The sequence below is a fragment of the Streptomyces rimosus genome (genome assembly GCF_008704655.1).
Lineage (GTDB): Bacteria > Actinomycetota > Actinomycetes > Streptomycetales > Streptomycetaceae > Streptomyces > Streptomyces rimosus.
Genome location: NZ_CP023688.1, coordinates 3,461,248 through 3,476,296, shown reverse-complemented (window position 1 = coordinate 3,476,296; position 15,049 = coordinate 3,461,248). Strand labels below are relative to the sequence as shown.

The window sequence follows — 15,049 nt, the reverse complement described above, 5'->3', positions numbered from 1 at the left end:
CTTGGGTGTACTTCAGTACCCGGCTGTAGATTTGGCTCTCACCGATCCGGAGGTGTGTGACCGTATGCCTGCCAGGGAAGCGCCAACTGTTCGGCAGCGGCGCCTAGGTCGTGAGCTGAGAAAGCTGCGCGAGCGCGCCGGACTGAGCGCGACTGAAGCCGGTTCACTGACCGGACTGGGCCAATCGCGGGTCAGCAATATCGAAGTGGCACGCATCGGGGTGAGCCCGGAACGGGTGCGTACCTTGGCGCGCGCCTACGGTTGCGCCGACTTGGCGCTCGTGGAGGCTCTTGCGGCCATGGCGGTTGGTGGGAAACGCGGTTGGTGGGAGGAGTATCGCGATACGCTGCCACCAGCGCTGCTTGACCTCGCCGAGATGGAACAGCATGCGACTGCCATTCGTACGGCCCAGGTGTCGCACTTGCCTGGACTTTTGCAGACCCCCGACTACGCTCGGCTGACCTTCCTGCAGAATGTTCCCGAGCCTTCGCCTCCACACGTCGAACACCTTGTTTCGTATCGTGTCAAACGGCAGGAAGTCCTTTATCGGGATGGTCCTGTGCCATACACGGCGATCATTCATGAGGCCGCGTTGCGCATGGAGTTCGGCGGGCGCTCGCTGACGCGTAAGCAGCTTGAGCACATTGTCACCATGAGCGAGCGGGAGCGGATCACTGTGTCGGTGATTCCCTTCTCGGCAGGCATCTTCCCGGGCGCGGGGCAGACGGTCGTCTACGCGGAGGGACCGGTCTCGCAGCTGGACACCGTGCAACTCGACACCGAGCATGGTTCGGTGTTCGAGTGCGCGGATGCCCAACTGGACATGTACCGCACGTTCATGGAGCGTTTCGAGGCCATGGCACTCGGAGAAAACGCTTCGCGGGACTTCATCTGCGGCATCATCAACAACCTTTGAGAAGGCGGGCCCTAATCGTGACCATAACCAACTGGCAGAAGTCCTCCTACAGCGGCAACGCGAGCAACTGTGTCGAACTCGCGGAGGCCGCCGACAGGACCGTGCTTCTTCGCGAGAGTGATGAGCCGTCCACCGTCGTTGTCACCAGCCCTCAGGTTCTCGGAGGGCTGCTGCGGGCCGCCCGAGGTGATGTGATCGACCGCTGAGGACCGTGACGCCTTGGAGGTACGACCATGTCCGCCGAACCCGACCCAACGCCCAGCCACCGGGCCATCGAGAACCTCATAGCGCGCTACGCCGAGCTCGTGGACGACGGTGACTTCGCCGGGCTCGGGGTGTTGCTGGCCGATGCGACCTTTACCGGGAGTGGGGCACCGGTCAGTGGGGCCGGGGCTATCGAGCGGATGTTCCGGGAAACTCTGATCGTTTACGGCGACGGTACGCCGAGGACGCAGCACGTCACGTCCAATGTGGCGATCGAGGTCGACGAGCGGGCGGGTACCGCGGACGCGCGGTCGTACGTCACCGTGTTCCAGGCGCTGCCCGAGTTGCCGCTACAGGCCATTGCCGCTGGTCGTTACCGTGATCGGTTCGAGCGTCGGGGCGGGCGGTGGCGTTTTGCGGAGCGGCGGGTGCGGATGCGGCTCGTCGGTGATGTGAGCCGGCATCTGCGTGGGGGCACCGCGTAGCGGGGCGGCGTTCGATCATGCGTGCGGCGCGGCGTGGTCATGCCTGGGTTGACGGCGCGGAGGCGCCATCTCGCGGTTGTCGGGGCCGGTTGCCGACTGGAAGGGGTAATTGCGCGGTGTCGGGCGGTTGGTTGGCACTGGAAGATAGTACATATGCGGGTATGTGCCCTATGGTCGTTTTCGCACCGATCACGCGCGATCAGCTGGAAGCGCATCGCGCGGGCCTGTCTGCTTGCTCCTGCCCTGGGAGAGGCCGGCCCGCGGCAGGGAGACGAGCCACCAGCTGATGCGGCGTGCGGGCGGTGCCGAGCTGTCGAGCGGGTGGAGGACCGAAGTACGGGCAGATCAGGGGGCGTCGACCGTGACGCGTACGCCGGGGCGCAGGCCCCAGCGGGCCATCGCGCCGGCCTCCGCCTCCAGGACGTGCCGGGCACGGAGACGGGGGAGCCCGAGCCGTCCCGGCCGCATGGTGCGGACGGTCAGCACGGTGAGGTCCCGGGTGAGGTAGGCGACGTCGATCGCGAAGCGCATACGGAAGGTGTGGACCGCGCTCGCGGGGGTGAGGAGCAGGGCGCCGTCGATGCCGTCGCGCCCGAGGAGGCCGCGGCTGCGCGCGCGGTAGGACGCGGCGATCTCCAAAGGGATCGCCGCCCGGCCGGAGGGTGCGGTGCTGCCGGAGGGTGCGGCCGGGGCGCCGGACGCGGCAACGCCGCCGGACGTGGCCACACTGCTGGGCGCGACCACGCCGCCGGACGCCCCCAGTGTGCCGCCGGACGCCCCCGGTGCGCCGTCGACCGCCCCGGCCGTCCTGTCCGCCCCGTCCGCCCCGCCCATCCCCAGGGCTTCCGCCCCCGTCGTTTCTCCGCCGCCCCCCTGCGCAAAGCGGAGCGTTCCTGATCCGTTCTGCCAGTGGGTCATGGGGAGCGTTTTATCAGCCTAGGGTCGGCTGCGTGGCTGTGATGGTGATGGTTTTTGCCGCCGTGTACGGGGCCGCGGCGGGGGTGCTTGTGCCGCGGCCTGCTTATCGGCTGGCCGTTGAGCCGGGGGAGGCGTGGCGGGTCCGCTGTCCGGGTGGGCATCCGGTCGCCGGTCCGTGGCGGGGGTGGCTGGGTGTGGGGCGCTGTCGTTCGTGTGGGCCGTACGGGCCGCGCGCGGTGCCGGTCGCCCTGGTCACGGCGGTGGTGTGCGTACTGCTCGCCGCCGCCACCGGTCCCCGCCCCGAGCTGGTGGCCTGGCTGGCGGCCGCCCCGGTGGCGGTGCTGCTCGCGGTGGTCGACTGGCGCGTGCGGCGGCTGCCGGATGTGCTGACCCTGCCGCTGGCGGGCGGCGCGGCGCTTCTGCTCGGGGGTGCCGCGCTCGGTACCGAGGCGGCCGGCTCGTGGGGCGGGGCGGTGCTCGGGGGATTCGCCCTCGCGGGGTTCTATTACGTCCTTTATCTGATCAATCCGGCGGGAATGGGACTGGGGGACGTCAAGCTGGCGATCGGGTTGGGGGTCACTCTTGGGTGGTACGGCTGGGCAATTCTGATCACTGGCGCGTTCGCGGGGTTGCTGCTCGGCGCGCTCTACGGCTGCGGGGTCCTGCTGCGGCGCGCCGGACGCGCGGAACGCCGTAATGATGGGCTCAAACAGGCCATCCCGTACGGCCCTTTCATGATCACCGGCGCGTTTCTCGGGGTGCTTCTGGGGGGCGCGGCGGCGTCTTGATCCAAAATCCGGGCGCGCCGTTCCACCCGAAGTTGCACGGAGCACCCCCTCGGCGGGGTTATGGTGGAAACCCCCCCTCGGGCCGGTCCGTATCCCCCCCACGGACCGGCCCGCTTTTTTGTGCCCGGGTATGGATCTCGCCATGATCACGCCAGGACGGGTTTCGTACACGGAACGTGCGAACGTCTCTACGGAAGGTAGGGAGTGTTCCGTAAAGGCGTCGCGGACCGAACAGAATCAGCCGCGCTTGGCCCAGATGTTCACACCGTCGGTCGACTTCGCGAACTCCTCGATCTCGGACAATTCCTCATCCGTGATCTTCGGGGCGCCCACCGCGGCCACGTTCGCCTCCAGCTGCGCCACGCTGCTCGCCCCGATCAGCGCCGAGGTCATCCGCTCGTCCCGCAGCACCCAGGACAGCGCCAGCTGGGCGAGCGACTGCCCGCGGCGCGCGGCGATGCCGTTCAGGCCGCGCAGGCGCCGCCGTACGTCCTCCGAGAGCAGCCCCGGGTCGAGCGACTTGCCCTGGGACGCGCGCGAGCCCTCCGGAATGCCGTTCAGGTACTTGTCCGTCAGCAGGCCCTGGGCGAGCGGCGCGAAGGAAATGCAGCCCATGCCTTCCGCCTCCAGGGTGTCCAGCAGCGCGTCGTCCTCCGTCCAGCGGTTGATCATCGAGTACGAGGGCTGGTGGATCAGCGGCCGTACGCCCATCTCCCGCAGGATGCGGGCGGCTTCACGGGTCTGCTCGGAGGAGTACGACGAGACGCCCACGTACAGCGCCTTGCCCTGCTGGACGGCGGACGCCAGGGCGCCCATCGTCTCCTCCAGCGGGGTGTCCGGGTCGAATCGGTGCGAATAGAAGATGTCGACGTAATCGACGCCCATCCGCTTCAGCGAGGCATCCAGCGACGAGAGGAGGTATTTGCGCGAACCCCATTCGCCGTACGGCCCGGGGTGCATGAGATATCCGGCCTTGGTGGAGAGGACGATCTCGTCGCGGTAGGGCCGGAAGTCCTGCGCGAAGATCTTTCCGAAGTTCAGCTCGGCCGAACCGGGCGGCGGGCCGTAGTTGTTCGCCAGGTCGAAGTGGGTCACGCCCAGGTCGAAGGCGCGGCGCAGGATCGCCCGCTGGGACGCCAGCGTGCGGTCGTCACCGAAGTTGTGCCACAGTCCCAGGGAGACGGCGGGGAGTTTGAGGCCGCTGCGCCCGGTGCGGCGGTACTCCATGGAGTCGTAGCGCGTATTCGCGGCAATGTGGACAGAGGCGTCAGTCATGGTCATCTCCTTATCACGGAGTTGTGACACACCTGATTGGGCCGCCGGGACGTCCGCGACGTAAAGTTGCCGACTTGAGGCGACGGGGGCGACCGCCATTTGCACGGAGGGGCTTGACCACACATGCTGCGATCTTCCGGGGTGCGCATCCCGTACCCGCCCGCGTTGCGCAACCTCGTCTACAGGCTCTACGCCCGCCGGGTCGAAGGCCGCCTCGACCATGCCCAGGTCCCCAAGCACATCGGCGTCATCCTCGACGGCAACCGCCGCTGGGCGCGCGCCGACGGCCGCACCACCGTGCAGGGCCACCAGGCCGGCGCCGAAAAGATCACCGAGCTGCTGGGCTGGTGCGCGGAGACCGACGTCGAGGTCGTCACGCTGTGGCTGCTGTCCACGGACAACCTCGACCGGTCCGAGAAGGAACTGACCCCGCTGCTGGGCATCATCGAGAACACGGTGCGCGGCCTGGCCGCGGACGGCCGCTGGCGGGTCCACCACGTCGGCAACCGCGACCTGCTGCCCTCCGACACCCAGCGGGTGCTCAAGGAGGCCGAGCAGGCCACCGAGGGCCACACCGGCATCCTGGTGAACGTCGCCGTCGGCTACGGCGGCCGCCAGGAGATCGCGGACGCGGTGCGCTCGCTGCTCCTGGACCACGCCGAGCGCGGCACCACCTTCGAGGAACTGGCCGACATCGTCGACATCGACCTCATCTCGGAGCACCTCTACACCCGCGGCCAGCCGGACCCGGACCTGGTGATCCGCACCAGCGGCGAACAGCGGCTCTCCGGCTTCATGCTCTGGCAGAGCGCCCACTCGGAGTACTACTTCTGCGAGGTCTTCTGGCCGGCCTTCCGCAAGGTGGACTTCCTGCGCGCCTTGCGCGACTACGCCGCCCGTCACCGGCGTTACGGCTTTTAGGCCACCCGGACCATCAACTCCCGGCGCGGGACTCCACCCGCGCCAAAGCCGTAACCAAGCGTTCACCGACCGTGCGTCATATGCCATTGCATGGGGGCGCGCGTTCGCGGGAATATCCCTTCCAGGTCGGTATCCGGCAGTACCAGTCATCGGATGCCGTATCTCAGCGGACGGCACGGGGCCGTCCGCCCGGGAGGCCCTTTGCACACCACGGACGACCGTGCGGACCGCACGGACGACGCGGAGGGCCGGCGCTCGGCCCGCGTACGAGGGTCCGAGCCCGGTCCCGTCGCCCGCCGCCCGACGGCGCGGCGACTTCTCTCCCGCGACGCCGTCGCACCCCGACCTCATCCGAGGGGGTACGTCCACCCGTGGTGAACAGCAAGCAGCGCCGTGAGAACGGCCGGCGCACCTATGTCCTCGACACCAGCGTCCTGCTGGCGGATCCAGGGTCCATGTCCCGCTTCGACGAGCACGAGGTCGTGCTGCCGGTCGTCGTGGTCACCGAACTGGAGGCGAAGAGGCATCATCCGGAATTGGGCTACTTCGCCCGGCAGGCCCTGCGCCTGCTCGACGAGTACCGGGTGCGGTACGGGCGGCTGGACGCCCCGATCCCCATCGGGGACCTGGGGGGAACCCTCAGGGTCGAGCTGAACCACGCCGACCCCGGAGTGCTGCCGGCCGGCTTCCGCCTGGGCGACAACGACTCGCGCATCCTCGCGGTGGCCCGCAACCTCCAGGCGGAGGGCTATGACGTCACGGTCGTCTCCAAGGACCTGCCGCTGCGCATCAAGGCGTCCGCGGTGGGCCTGCTGGCGGAGGAGTACCGCGCCGAACTGGCCATCACGGACTCCGGCTGGACGGGCATGGCGGAGCTGACCGCCACCGCCGAGCAGATCGACGGGCTCTTCGCCGCGGAGAGCGCGTACTTCCCGGAGGCGGCCGGGCTGCCCGTGCACACCGGTCTCGTACTCCAGTCGGAGCGGGGCAAGGCACTCGGCAGGGTGACGGTCGACGGCAGCGTACGGCTGGTGCGCGGCGACCGGGACGCGTTCGGCATCCACGGGCGCAGCGCCGAGCAGCGCATCGCCCTGGACCTGCTGCTCGACCAGGAGGTCGGCATCGTCTCGATGGGCGGCCGGGCCGGTACGGGCAAGTCGGCGCTGGCGCTGTGCGCGGGTCTGGAGGCGGTGCTGGAGCGGCGTCAGCACCGCAAGGTGATGGTCTTCCGGCCGCTGTACGCGGTCGGCGGCCAGGAGCTGGGCTATCTGCCGGGCACCGAGGCGGAGAAGATGAGCCCGTGGGCCCAGGCCGTCTTCGACACGCTGTCGGCGGTGACCACCGCCGAGGTCATCGAAGAGGTGGTGGGGCGCGGCATGCTGGAGGTGCTGCCGCTCACCCACATCCGCGGCCGTTCGCTGCACGACGCCTTCGTCATCGTCGACGAGGCACAGTCGCTGGAGCGCAACGTCCTGCTGACGGTGCTGTCCCGGATCGGCGCCAACTCGCGGGTGGTGCTCACGCATGACGTGGCGCAGCGCGACAACCTGCGGGTCGGCCGGTACGACGGCGTGGTCGCGGTCGTCGAGAAGCTCAAGGGCCATCCGCTGTTCGCGCATGTGACGCTGACCCGCTCGGAGCGGTCGCCGATCGCGGCGCTGGTGACCGAAATGCTGGAGGACGGCCGGATCTGACCGGGTGTGGCATGAGCGCCGTCCGGCAAGAGCGCAGAAGCTTAGCCGGGCGGCGCCGTGCTGCGCGGGCTTTTCCGTGAATCATCCGGGCCAAACGAGGTGTGAGCTTTCACACGCAACGGAGAATTGATTCGACGACTCCGCTTCGGGCAAAGTCTGGTTCCTGTCAGGCCCCGCATACGGCACACCAGCACCCCCAGCGGTGCGGAACCCCGAGAACTGCATAGCGCGCCGTATGCCGCCCGAGCACCACGCGGACCCCGAGGGGTACGTACCGGGCCAGTGCCTCCCGTGACCAGCCGTCCCCTCCGCTCGTTCGGGGCCGGAACAAGGGGAGACCAGCGCCAGGGGCACGATTGCGTCCGCGAGGTCACCTATGCGGACGATGCTGGAAGGAAAGCGTGTGAGCCGGATTTCGGTCCGGGGATTCGCCGTGGCCTCCGCCACCGCGGTCACCACCGTCGGCGCCGTTGTCGGTGTCGCGTCAGGTCAGGAGCAGGGCTCGGTCGCCCACACCGAGGCCACCGCGGCCGACGCCACGATCGCCGACATCCCCGCGGGCCTCCAGGCCCAGGTGCAGGCCGCGCCCCTGACGCAGCAGGCGGACGAGGCGTCCACGCAGGCTGACGCCGCGGCGCTGAAGTCCGCGCAGGAGGAGGCCCGCAAGGCGGCCGCCCAGGACGCGCAGGACAAGAAGGACGCCGCCGACAAGAAGGCGAAGGCCGAAGAGGACGCCAAGAAGCGCGAGAAGGAGAAGGAAGACGCTTCCCGCTCCGCCGCGCGGGACGCGTCCACCTTCACCGCCAAGGCGTCCTACAGCATCGCCGAGACGCAGGCGATCGCCCGTCAGATGCTGCCGGGCGACCAGTTCCAGTGCTTCAGCAACATCGTGGACCACGAGTCCGGCTGGAACTACCGGGCCACCAACGCCTCCTCCGGCGCCTACGGCCTCGTCCAGGCGCTGCCCGGCACCAAGATGGCCTCCGCCGGCTCCGACTGGCGGACCAACCCGGCCACCCAGATAAAGTGGGGGCTGAACTACATGAACAGCCGTTACAACAGCCCGTGCGGCGCCTGGTCCTTCTGGCAGGCCAACCACTGGTACTAGAAACGCGTGCGACGGCCCCCGCGCAGGGCGGCCGTTGCTCCGCTTCGTACGCGAAACCCCCGACCGCGACGGCGTCGGGGGTTTCGCGCGCCTGTCACCGGTAACGTCGTCCTGACAGCACCGGGGGGCGGGAGGGGAAGAGGAAGCGACATGTCCAGATTGCCTCAGTGGGTCGGTGGCCTCGGCGCCGGTCTGACGCGGATCGCGCAGCGGCTGGAGGACCAGCGGCGGCGCGCGGAGGCCGCGGCGGCCGAGACCGACCCGGAAGAGCTGAGGCGTGCCGAGCGCACGGACGGTTCCCGGGTGCCGCACGACGGCCCGTACCCCGACGGCCGGGCCTCCGGCGCACCGCAGGACGCGCCGCACCAGCCGGCCAACTCGGTCCCCGCCCCGCCGGCCTACGCGCCCGCCGTCGCGCCCCGCCCCGACCCGGTGGCCGCCGTGCCCTGGGGCGTACGGGTCGCGGCCGAGGCGGGCTGGCGGCTGCTCGTCCTGGCGGGCACGATCTGGGTGCTGGCCAAGGCCATCACCTCCATCCAGCTGGTGGTGCTGGCGTTCGTGGCCGCGCTGCTGATCACCGCGCTGCTCCAGCCCACCGTCGCCTGGCTCAAGCGCCGTGGCGTGCCGCGGGGGCTCGCCACGGCGCTGACGTTCATCGCCGGTTTCGTCATCATGGGCCTGGTCGGCTGGTTCGTCGTCTGGCAGGTCCAGGACAACATCGACTCGGTGTCCAGCCGTATCCAGGAAGGCATCACCGAGCTGAAGGGCTGGCTCCTCAAGAGTCCGTTCCATGTGACCGAGGACCAGATCAACCACATCGCCAAGAACCTCCAGGACGCGGTCGGCGCCAACACCCAGGCCATCACCTCGGCCGGGCTGGAGGGCGTGACCGTCGTCCTGGAGGTGCTCACCGGCATCCTGCTGGCGATGTTCACCACGCTCTTCCTGCTGTACGACGGCCGGCGCATCTGGAACTGGGTGCTCAAGCTGGTGCCGAGCGCGGCGCGCGAGGGCGTGGCGGGCGCCGGGCCGCGCGCCTGGCGCACACTGACCGCCTATGTGCGCGGGACGGTGATAGTGGCCCTGATCGACGCCATCTTCATCGGCATCGGCATCTACTTCCTCGATGTGCCGCTGGCCGTGCCGCTCGCCGTCTTCATCTTCCTGTTCGCCTTCGTCCCGCTGGTGGGCGCGGTGGTCTCCGGCGCGCTGGCGTGCGTGGTTGCGCTGGTGACGCAGGGCGTCTTCGCGTCGCTGATGGTGCTCGCGGTGGTGCTGGCGGTGCAGCAGATCGAGGGGCACATCCTGCAGCCCTTCATCCTGGGCCGCGCGGTACGGGTCCACCCGCTGGCCGTCATCCTGTCGGTGGCCGCGGGCGGCCTGATCGCCGGCATCGGCGGCGCGGTGGTCGCGGTGCCGCTGGTCGCGGTCACCAACACCGTCGTCGGCTACCTCCGCTCGTACTCCCGCGAACAGGCCCTGCGCATGACACCGCCTCCGCACGGCGCCACGGCCCTGGACATCGCGCCGACGCCGCCGAAGGGGGCCGACCCGCAGGACTGAGCGGGGTCCGGCTCAGTACGGCGCGTCCTTCGCGCCCTCGTACGCGCGCAGCCGGGCCGTGTCCTGATCGGTCCAGCCGGGCGGCGGGACGACCGCCGCCCAGCCGTCGACCGCGCCGGTGCCGTAGCGGTGCCCGTGCGGCGGCGGCGCTCCGAAGGACACCGCGAGGTCGACCGTCGTCTGCCAGAAGGTGATCACCGGCCAGAAACGCATCTCGTCGGTGACGTCCGGGCCGAGCGGCCGGTTCAGCCAGGCGGGCCGGTGCCAGAGCAGGTCGGGCGTCCACCACACCACCGGGTCGGAGGCGTTCTGGAGGTAGACCACCCGGGGGTGCTCCCACGGCCCGTCCGGACGCTTGAGGTCCCGCTCCGGATACTGGGCGAAGCGCACATGCCGCCCCCGGTCGTACTCCGGCCGCCACACCGGGCTGCCGGGATCGCGCCCGGCGGTCACTTCCTTCCATACGGGGCTGACGTTGGGCGGCCCGGCCAGCAGCGCGCCGTCCACCTTGCCGAGCATGTCGTCCAGGCCGTCGAACGCCGCCTCGGTCGCGTACGTCCCCAGGCTCTCGCCGCCGACGACCAGCTTGGGCCGGTCGTCGGCGGGCAGCGCGGACCACTTGGCGTACACCGCGTCGAACACCGCGCGGGCGTCCCGTGCCGCCTTCTCCTTGTCGACCAGGAAGGAGATCCAGGACGGCAGATACGAGTACTGGGTCGCCACGATCGCCGAGTCACCGCCGTACATGTACTCCAGCGGCTCCGGCATCCGCGGGTCCACCCAGCCGCTGCCCGTGGTGCCCAGCAGCGCCAGCACCTTGCGGTCGAAGCCGCCGGTGCGCTCCAGCTCCTGTACGGCGAGGTCGGCGGTGCGCCGGAAGTGGGCGTCGCCGCCCTCCTGTTCGCCGATGTAGACGCGTACCGGGTCCTTGGCGGGCCGGCCGGTGAAGGCGGCGATGTCCTGCTTGCGGGGCACCGAGCCGATGAAGTTGCGGCCCTCGGCGCCCAGTTCGGCCCAGTCGACCACGGAGGTGGGGCCGCCGGAGACATACGCGGAGGCGGGCTGGGTGATGCCGTCGGCGGTGCTCAGGTTCGCGGCCTTGGAGATCCGGTCCACGATGTCGATGAAACCGCGTTCGTACAGGACGTCCTTGGAGCCGATGGTGACCAGGAGGGCGGTCAGCGCCACCCCGATCACATACGCCGCCGGGCGCGGCACCCAGCGGCCGAAGAACCGGGTGAGCCGGCGGGCGACCAGCCGTACGCACCGGGCCAGCAGTACCAGCAGCGCGCAGACCGCCACCGCGATCAGGATGATCATCGGCGTGTGCCAGACCAGGGACGGCTCGACCTCCTGGAGACGGCGGAGGCGGCGCTGCGCGTGGGCGCTCCAGGAGACCGCCGCGGTGGACAGCGCGATGCCGAGGACGTGGAAGGCCAGCCAGCAGCGGGCGCGGGCGCGTTCGCCGGGGCGGCGCCGGCACAGCGCGCGGAAGAGGCTGCTCGCCGCGGCTCCAAGGGCGTAGCCGATGGCGGCCGTGATGCCGCCGACCAGGCCCTGGAGGTACCACGGGCGGGGGAGCAGCGACGGGGTGAGGGAGAGCCAGAAGAAGAGGGCCGCGACGCAGCAGGCGGTGAGGTCGGGCCAGCGGCGGACGATCCAGGAGGGGTCGGGCGCGTCCCAGTAGGGGCGTGTGAGCCACCGGGCGAGCAGGTGCAGCAGCGCGGACATTTGCCCCATTATGCGCAAAACCCCGCGGACCGGTGGTCCGCGGGGCTCTGTCGTACCGGCCGGGTGCCGTGGGGCACCTCCGGTTCACCTACTCGGCGAGGGTGGCCTCGGCGTCGAGGGTGGCGCCGACGGCCTGGAGGACCGAGGCGATCTTGATGGCCTCAAGGATCGTCTCGCGGTCCACGCCGGCCTTGCGCAGCACCTGCTCGTGCGAGTCCAGGCACATGCCGCAGCCGTTGATGGCCGAGACGGCCAGCGACCACAGCTCGAAGTCGACCTTCTCCACGCCCGGGTTGCCGATGACGTTCATCCGCAGGCCGGCGCGCATCGTGCCGTACTCGGGGTCCGACAGCAGGTGCCGGGTCCGGTAGAACACGTTGTTCATCGCCATGATGGCGGCGGCGGACTTGGCCGCGGTGTACGCCTCGTCGGAGAGGTTGGCCTTGGCCTCCGGCTCCAGCTCGCGCAGCACCTTCGGCGAGCGCGAGGCGATCGCGCAGGCCAAAACGGTGCCCCAGAGCTGCTGCTTGGGCAGCTCGCTGTTGCCGATGACCGAGCCGAGGTTCAGCTTCAGGTCCTTGGCGAAGTCCGGGATCGCGGACTTCAGCTCGTCGAGAGCCATGTCAGATCAGCCTTCCAGTTCCGCTGTTCGCCGCAGTTCACTCGCCCGCGAGCAGCGCGACCGGGTCGAGGGTCTCGTCGCCCTTGCTCCAGTTGCAGGGGCACAGCTCGTCGGTCTGCAGGGCGTCCAGGACCCGCAGGACCTCCTTGGGGTTACGGCCGACGGAGCCGGCGGTCACCATGGTGAACTGGATCTCGTTGTTCTGGTCCACGATGAAGACGGCGCGCTGCGCGAAGCCGTCCTCGCCCTCGATGCCGAGCGCGCGCATCAGCTCGTGCTTGGAGTCGGCCAGCATCGGGAAGGGCAGGTCGGTCAGGTCCGGGTGGTCCTTGCGCCAGGCGTGGTGCACGAACTCGGAGTCACCGGAGAAGCCGAGGATCTGGGCGTCACGGTCGGCGAACTCGTCGTTCAGCTTGCCGAAGGCGGCGATCTCGGTGGGGCAGACGAAGGTGAAGTCCTTGGGCCAGGCGAAGACGATCTTCCACTTGCCCTCGTAGGTCTTGTGGTTGATCTGCTCGAACTCGCTGCCCTTCTCCAGGGAGACGCAGGCGGTCAGATCGAACTCGGGGAACTTGTCACCGACAGTGAGCACAGGCTCTCCTTCGTGTGCCGTAAGTCCTGATTCAGGGCTTACGCGAGGGGTTGGACGGTTCCCTACACTGCCACAGGCCCCATTGATCAGTGAAATAGCCAGATCAACAAGCGTTGATCGGTGCTGGCTATCAGTCGCCCCGAGAAGGGTGAGGCGGGGGTGGCGGGCGGTCCGAGATGTGAGTGAGGTGTTCCGAGCCGGGCAGCCTCGTGCACAACAATGCCGGATCGGTCGAAAAGGGACGGGAATCCGGGGAATCCACCGGCTATCTCCGAAACGATGTTCCCCGGATCGTGCACCTCGCCAAAGCATCGCCCCATCACGAGCCATGAGACGTACAATCACCCGCATGGCACAGAAGATCGTCACTATTTACACGGATGACCTGACCGGGGAAGAATCCTCGGAGGTCGCCACGCACTCCCTCGCGGTCGACGGTATTGCTTACGAGGTCGACCTCGCGCCGGACAGCTACGACAAGCTGCTGGAGGCGATCGGCCCCTTCCTGAAGGCCGGACGCCGTACCGGGCGTATGAAGACGAGTGCCGGGGCGCGCAAGAGCGGCTCCGCCTCGGGTTCGGGCGAGACCGCGAAGATCCGCGCCTGGGCCAAGGAGAACGGCTACGAGGTGAACGAGCGCGGTCGCGTGTCGGCCGAAATCCGTGAGGCGTACCAGAACGCCAACAAGTAGCACCCCGCGGCATCGGCGAAGATGCCGCCGCCGTGCCCCCTTTCGCTGCTGTCCGGGGCGCGGTCTGCTGAAAGGTGCTGGTGGCAGCCGGTGCGCCGGGGAATCGGCGACGGCTGCCACTGCCCGAATCGCGGCCGAATCCGGCCGCGGAAAAGACCGGACCGCACGTTTCGCGAACGGTACGTACCGGGCAGGTCCGTTTCCGCGACGGCCCGGTTACGAGGTGCCCGTGTGGCGGGTGTGCTGCCGCGCCTGCAAAATACACCGCCCGCGTCCGGAGAATCCGGTGCGCGCCGGCCGGACGTCAATCCCGGAGCCGGCGAGTCAGCCGTCTCGTGGCAGAACGGCGAAATAGGACGAGGGGAATCCCGGCCGCCGGAAATGTACGGTCCGGAACCCGGCCGGCGGACGCGCGCGGACACCGCTCCCGAAACCGGACGGTAACCCGCCGTGGCAATTGCCCGGCAGCCCGCCCGCCGGAACCCGCCCCGGAAATCTCTCCGCCGGGGAGCGGGCCAGGACGCCATTAGACTGGACGGTCCTGATCGGAGGTGGCTATCGGTGGCGTCCCCCACGAATGCCGGGACCCGGCAGCGGCAGCCCAGCCTGGCGCAGCTGCGGGCCTTTGTCGCGGTGGCCGAGCACCTGCACTTCCGCGAGGCCGCGGCCGAGATCGGCATGAGCCAGCCCGCGCTGTCCGGCGCCGTGTCCGCGCTGGAGGAGGCCCTCGGCGTACAGCTCCTGGAGCGGACCACCCGCAAGGTGCTGCTCTCCCCGGCCGGTGAGCGGGTCGCGGCGCGGGCCCGTACGGTCCTGGAGGCGGTCGGCGACCTCATGGAAGAGGCGGAGGCGGCGCGTGCGCCGTTCACCGGCGTGCTGCGCCTCGGGGTGATCCCGACCGTCGCCCCGTATCTGCTCCCGACCGTGCTGCGGCTGGTCCACGACCGGTACCCGGACCTGGACCTCCAGGTCCACGAGGAGCAGACCGGCTCGCTGCTGGACGGCCTTCAGCAGGGCCGGCTGGACCTGCTGCTGCTCGCGGTCCCGCTGGGCGCCCCGACGATCACCGAACTCCCGCTCTTCGACGAGGACTTCGTCCTGGTCGCCCCGCAGGACCACTGGCTGGGGGGACGCGGCGACATCCCGCGCGAAGCGCTCAAGGACATGGACCTGCTCCTGCTGGACGAGGGCCACTGCCTGCGCGACCAGGCGCTCGACATCTGCCGGGAGGCGGGCCGCGAGGACGGCGCGCCGGTGACGACCAGCGCGGCCGGGCTGTCCACCCTGGTGCAGCTGGTCGCGGGCGGCATGGGCGTCACGCTCCTGCCCCGCACCGCACTGCGCGTCGAGACCGCACGCAACGACCAGCTGACGACCGGCTACTTCGCCGACCCGGCCCCGTCCCGCCGGATCGCCCTGGCGATGCGGTCCGGCGCGGCCCGCCAGAGCGAGTTCGAGGAGTTCGCGGCGGCGCTGCGCGAGGCGATGCGGGGGCTCCCGGTGCGGATCGTGGAGTGAGGCGGCGCGGGGTCCGTACCCGT

15 protein-coding genes are annotated in these 15,049 nt (G+C 69.7%); 10 read left to right on the top strand and 5 right to left on the bottom strand.

Going from position 1 to position 15,049, the window contains the following annotated elements:
• Positions 1–64: 64 nt before the first annotated feature.
• The 3 genes from CP984_RS14215 to CP984_RS14205 are packed head-to-tail and all read left to right on the top strand — an operon-like array spanning position 65 to position 1,605.
• A complete protein-coding gene (locus tag CP984_RS14215; RefSeq protein WP_078575115.1) occupies positions 65–916 on the top strand; it encodes a helix-turn-helix domain-containing protein in 852 nt (283 codons plus the stop codon).
• A 17-nt stretch (positions 917–933) separates the two neighbouring features.
• Positions 934–1,122 (top strand): DUF397 domain-containing protein, encoded by a 189-nt coding sequence (locus CP984_RS14210; RefSeq protein WP_003982755.1) that lies wholly within the window; start codon positions 934–936, stop codon positions 1,120–1,122.
• 27 nt (positions 1,123–1,149) lie between these two features.
• On the top strand, positions 1,150–1,605 hold the full coding sequence (locus CP984_RS14205) for a nuclear transport factor 2 family protein (protein WP_003982754.1): 456 nt from the start codon (positions 1,150–1,152) through the stop codon (positions 1,603–1,605).
• Positions 1,606–1,950: 345 nt separating this feature from the next.
• Here the strand turns inward: CP984_RS14205 and CP984_RS14200 are convergent, their stop codons facing one another.
• Positions 1,951–2,250, bottom strand: a complete 300-nt coding sequence (locus CP984_RS14200) for a DUF192 domain-containing protein (RefSeq protein ID WP_033031773.1) — start codon at positions 2,248–2,250, stop codon at positions 1,951–1,953.
• A gap of 305 nt (positions 2,251–2,555) precedes the next feature.
• On the opposite strand from CP984_RS14200, the gene CP984_RS14195 reads away from it, so the two are divergent.
• A complete protein-coding gene (locus CP984_RS14195) occupies positions 2,556–3,311 on the top strand; it encodes a prepilin peptidase (protein WP_086026245.1) in 756 nt (251 codons plus the stop codon).
• Positions 3,312–3,548: 237 nt separating this feature from the next.
• Here the strand turns inward: CP984_RS14195 and mgrA are convergent, their stop codons facing one another.
• Positions 3,549–4,592, bottom strand: coding sequence for an L-glyceraldehyde 3-phosphate reductase (mgrA, locus tag CP984_RS14190; protein ID WP_371280337.1), 1,044 nt, complete (start codon positions 4,590–4,592; stop codon positions 3,549–3,551).
• Positions 4,593–4,709: 117 nt separating this feature from the next.
• On the opposite strand from mgrA, the gene CP984_RS14185 reads away from it, so the two are divergent.
• The 4 genes from CP984_RS14185 (at position 4,710) to CP984_RS14170 (ending at position 9,872) form a co-directional block, all read left to right on the top strand.
• A complete protein-coding gene (locus tag CP984_RS14185; protein WP_003982750.1) occupies positions 4,710–5,507 on the top strand; it encodes an isoprenyl transferase in 798 nt (265 codons plus the stop codon).
• A 371-nt stretch (positions 5,508–5,878) separates the two neighbouring features.
• Complete coding sequence (locus tag CP984_RS14180) at positions 5,879–7,201, top strand: PhoH family protein (protein ID WP_003982749.1); 1,323 nt, start codon at positions 5,879–5,881, stop codon at positions 7,199–7,201.
• Positions 7,202–7,604: 403 nt separating this feature from the next.
• On the top strand, positions 7,605–8,309 hold the full coding sequence (locus CP984_RS14175; RefSeq protein ID WP_030183883.1) for an aggregation-promoting factor C-terminal-like domain-containing protein: 705 nt from the start codon (positions 7,605–7,607) through the stop codon (positions 8,307–8,309).
• 150 nt (positions 8,310–8,459) lie between these two features.
• The gene (locus CP984_RS14170) at positions 8,460–9,872 is read left to right on the top strand and encodes an AI-2E family transporter (RefSeq protein WP_030183885.1); all 1,413 of its coding nucleotides are present in this window, start codon (positions 8,460–8,462) and stop codon (positions 9,870–9,872) included.
• Positions 9,873–9,884: 12 nt separating this feature from the next.
• Here the strand turns inward: CP984_RS14170 and CP984_RS14165 are convergent, their stop codons facing one another.
• The 3 genes from CP984_RS14165 to CP984_RS14155 all read right to left on the bottom strand — a co-directional run bounded on the left by CP984_RS14165 (position 9,885) and on the right by CP984_RS14155 (position 12,817).
• Entirely contained in the window at positions 9,885–11,603 is a 1,719-nt protein-coding gene (locus CP984_RS14165) for an alpha/beta hydrolase (RefSeq protein WP_003982746.1), read from the bottom strand.
• 88 nt (positions 11,604–11,691) lie between these two features.
• Complete coding sequence (locus CP984_RS14160; RefSeq protein WP_003982745.1) at positions 11,692–12,225, bottom strand: alkyl hydroperoxide reductase; 534 nt, start codon at positions 12,223–12,225, stop codon at positions 11,692–11,694.
• Between the two features lie 37 nt (positions 12,226–12,262).
• On the bottom strand, positions 12,263–12,817 hold the full coding sequence (locus tag CP984_RS14155; protein ID WP_003982744.1) for a peroxiredoxin: 555 nt from the start codon (positions 12,815–12,817) through the stop codon (positions 12,263–12,265).
• Positions 12,818–13,166: 349 nt separating this feature from the next.
• Between CP984_RS14155 and CP984_RS14150 the strand changes: the two genes are divergently transcribed.
• Both CP984_RS14150 and CP984_RS14145 read left to right on the top strand, forming a co-directional pair.
• On the top strand, positions 13,167–13,508 hold the full coding sequence (locus CP984_RS14150) for a histone-like nucleoid-structuring protein Lsr2 (RefSeq protein WP_003982743.1): 342 nt from the start codon (positions 13,167–13,169) through the stop codon (positions 13,506–13,508).
• A gap of 561 nt (positions 13,509–14,069) precedes the next feature.
• Positions 14,070–15,026 carry a LysR substrate-binding domain-containing protein gene (locus tag CP984_RS14145; RefSeq protein WP_003982742.1) on the top strand — a complete coding sequence of 319 codons (957 nt, stop codon included), beginning with the start codon at positions 14,070–14,072 and terminating at the stop codon, positions 15,024–15,026.
• Positions 15,027–15,049: the final 23 nt, after the last annotated feature.

What these genes read in the sequence shown, in the direction of transcription:
- CP984_RS14205 (WP_003982754.1), top strand. Translation starts at nt 1,150, where the DNA reads ATGTCCGCCGAACCCGACCCAACGCCCAGCCACCGGGCCATCGAGAAC.
- mgrA (WP_371280337.1), bottom strand. Translation starts at nt 4,592, where the DNA reads ATGACCATGACTGACGCCTCTGTCCACATTGCCGCGAATACGCGCTAC.
- CP984_RS14150 (WP_003982743.1), top strand. Translation starts at nt 13,167, where the DNA reads ATGGCACAGAAGATCGTCACTATTTACACGGATGACCTGACCGGGGAA.
- CP984_RS14160 (WP_003982745.1), bottom strand. Translation starts at nt 12,225, where the DNA reads ATGGCTCTCGACGAGCTGAAGTCCGCGATCCCGGACTTCGCCAAGGAC.
- CP984_RS14185 (WP_003982750.1), top strand. Translation starts at nt 4,710, where the DNA reads ATGCTGCGATCTTCCGGGGTGCGCATCCCGTACCCGCCCGCGTTGCGC.
- CP984_RS14170 (WP_030183885.1), top strand. Translation starts at nt 8,460, where the DNA reads ATGTCCAGATTGCCTCAGTGGGTCGGTGGCCTCGGCGCCGGTCTGACG.
- CP984_RS14215 (WP_078575115.1), top strand. Translation starts at nt 65, where the DNA reads ATGCCTGCCAGGGAAGCGCCAACTGTTCGGCAGCGGCGCCTAGGTCGT.
- CP984_RS14165 (WP_003982746.1), bottom strand. Translation starts at nt 11,603, where the DNA reads ATGTCCGCGCTGCTGCACCTGCTCGCCCGGTGGCTCACACGCCCCTAC.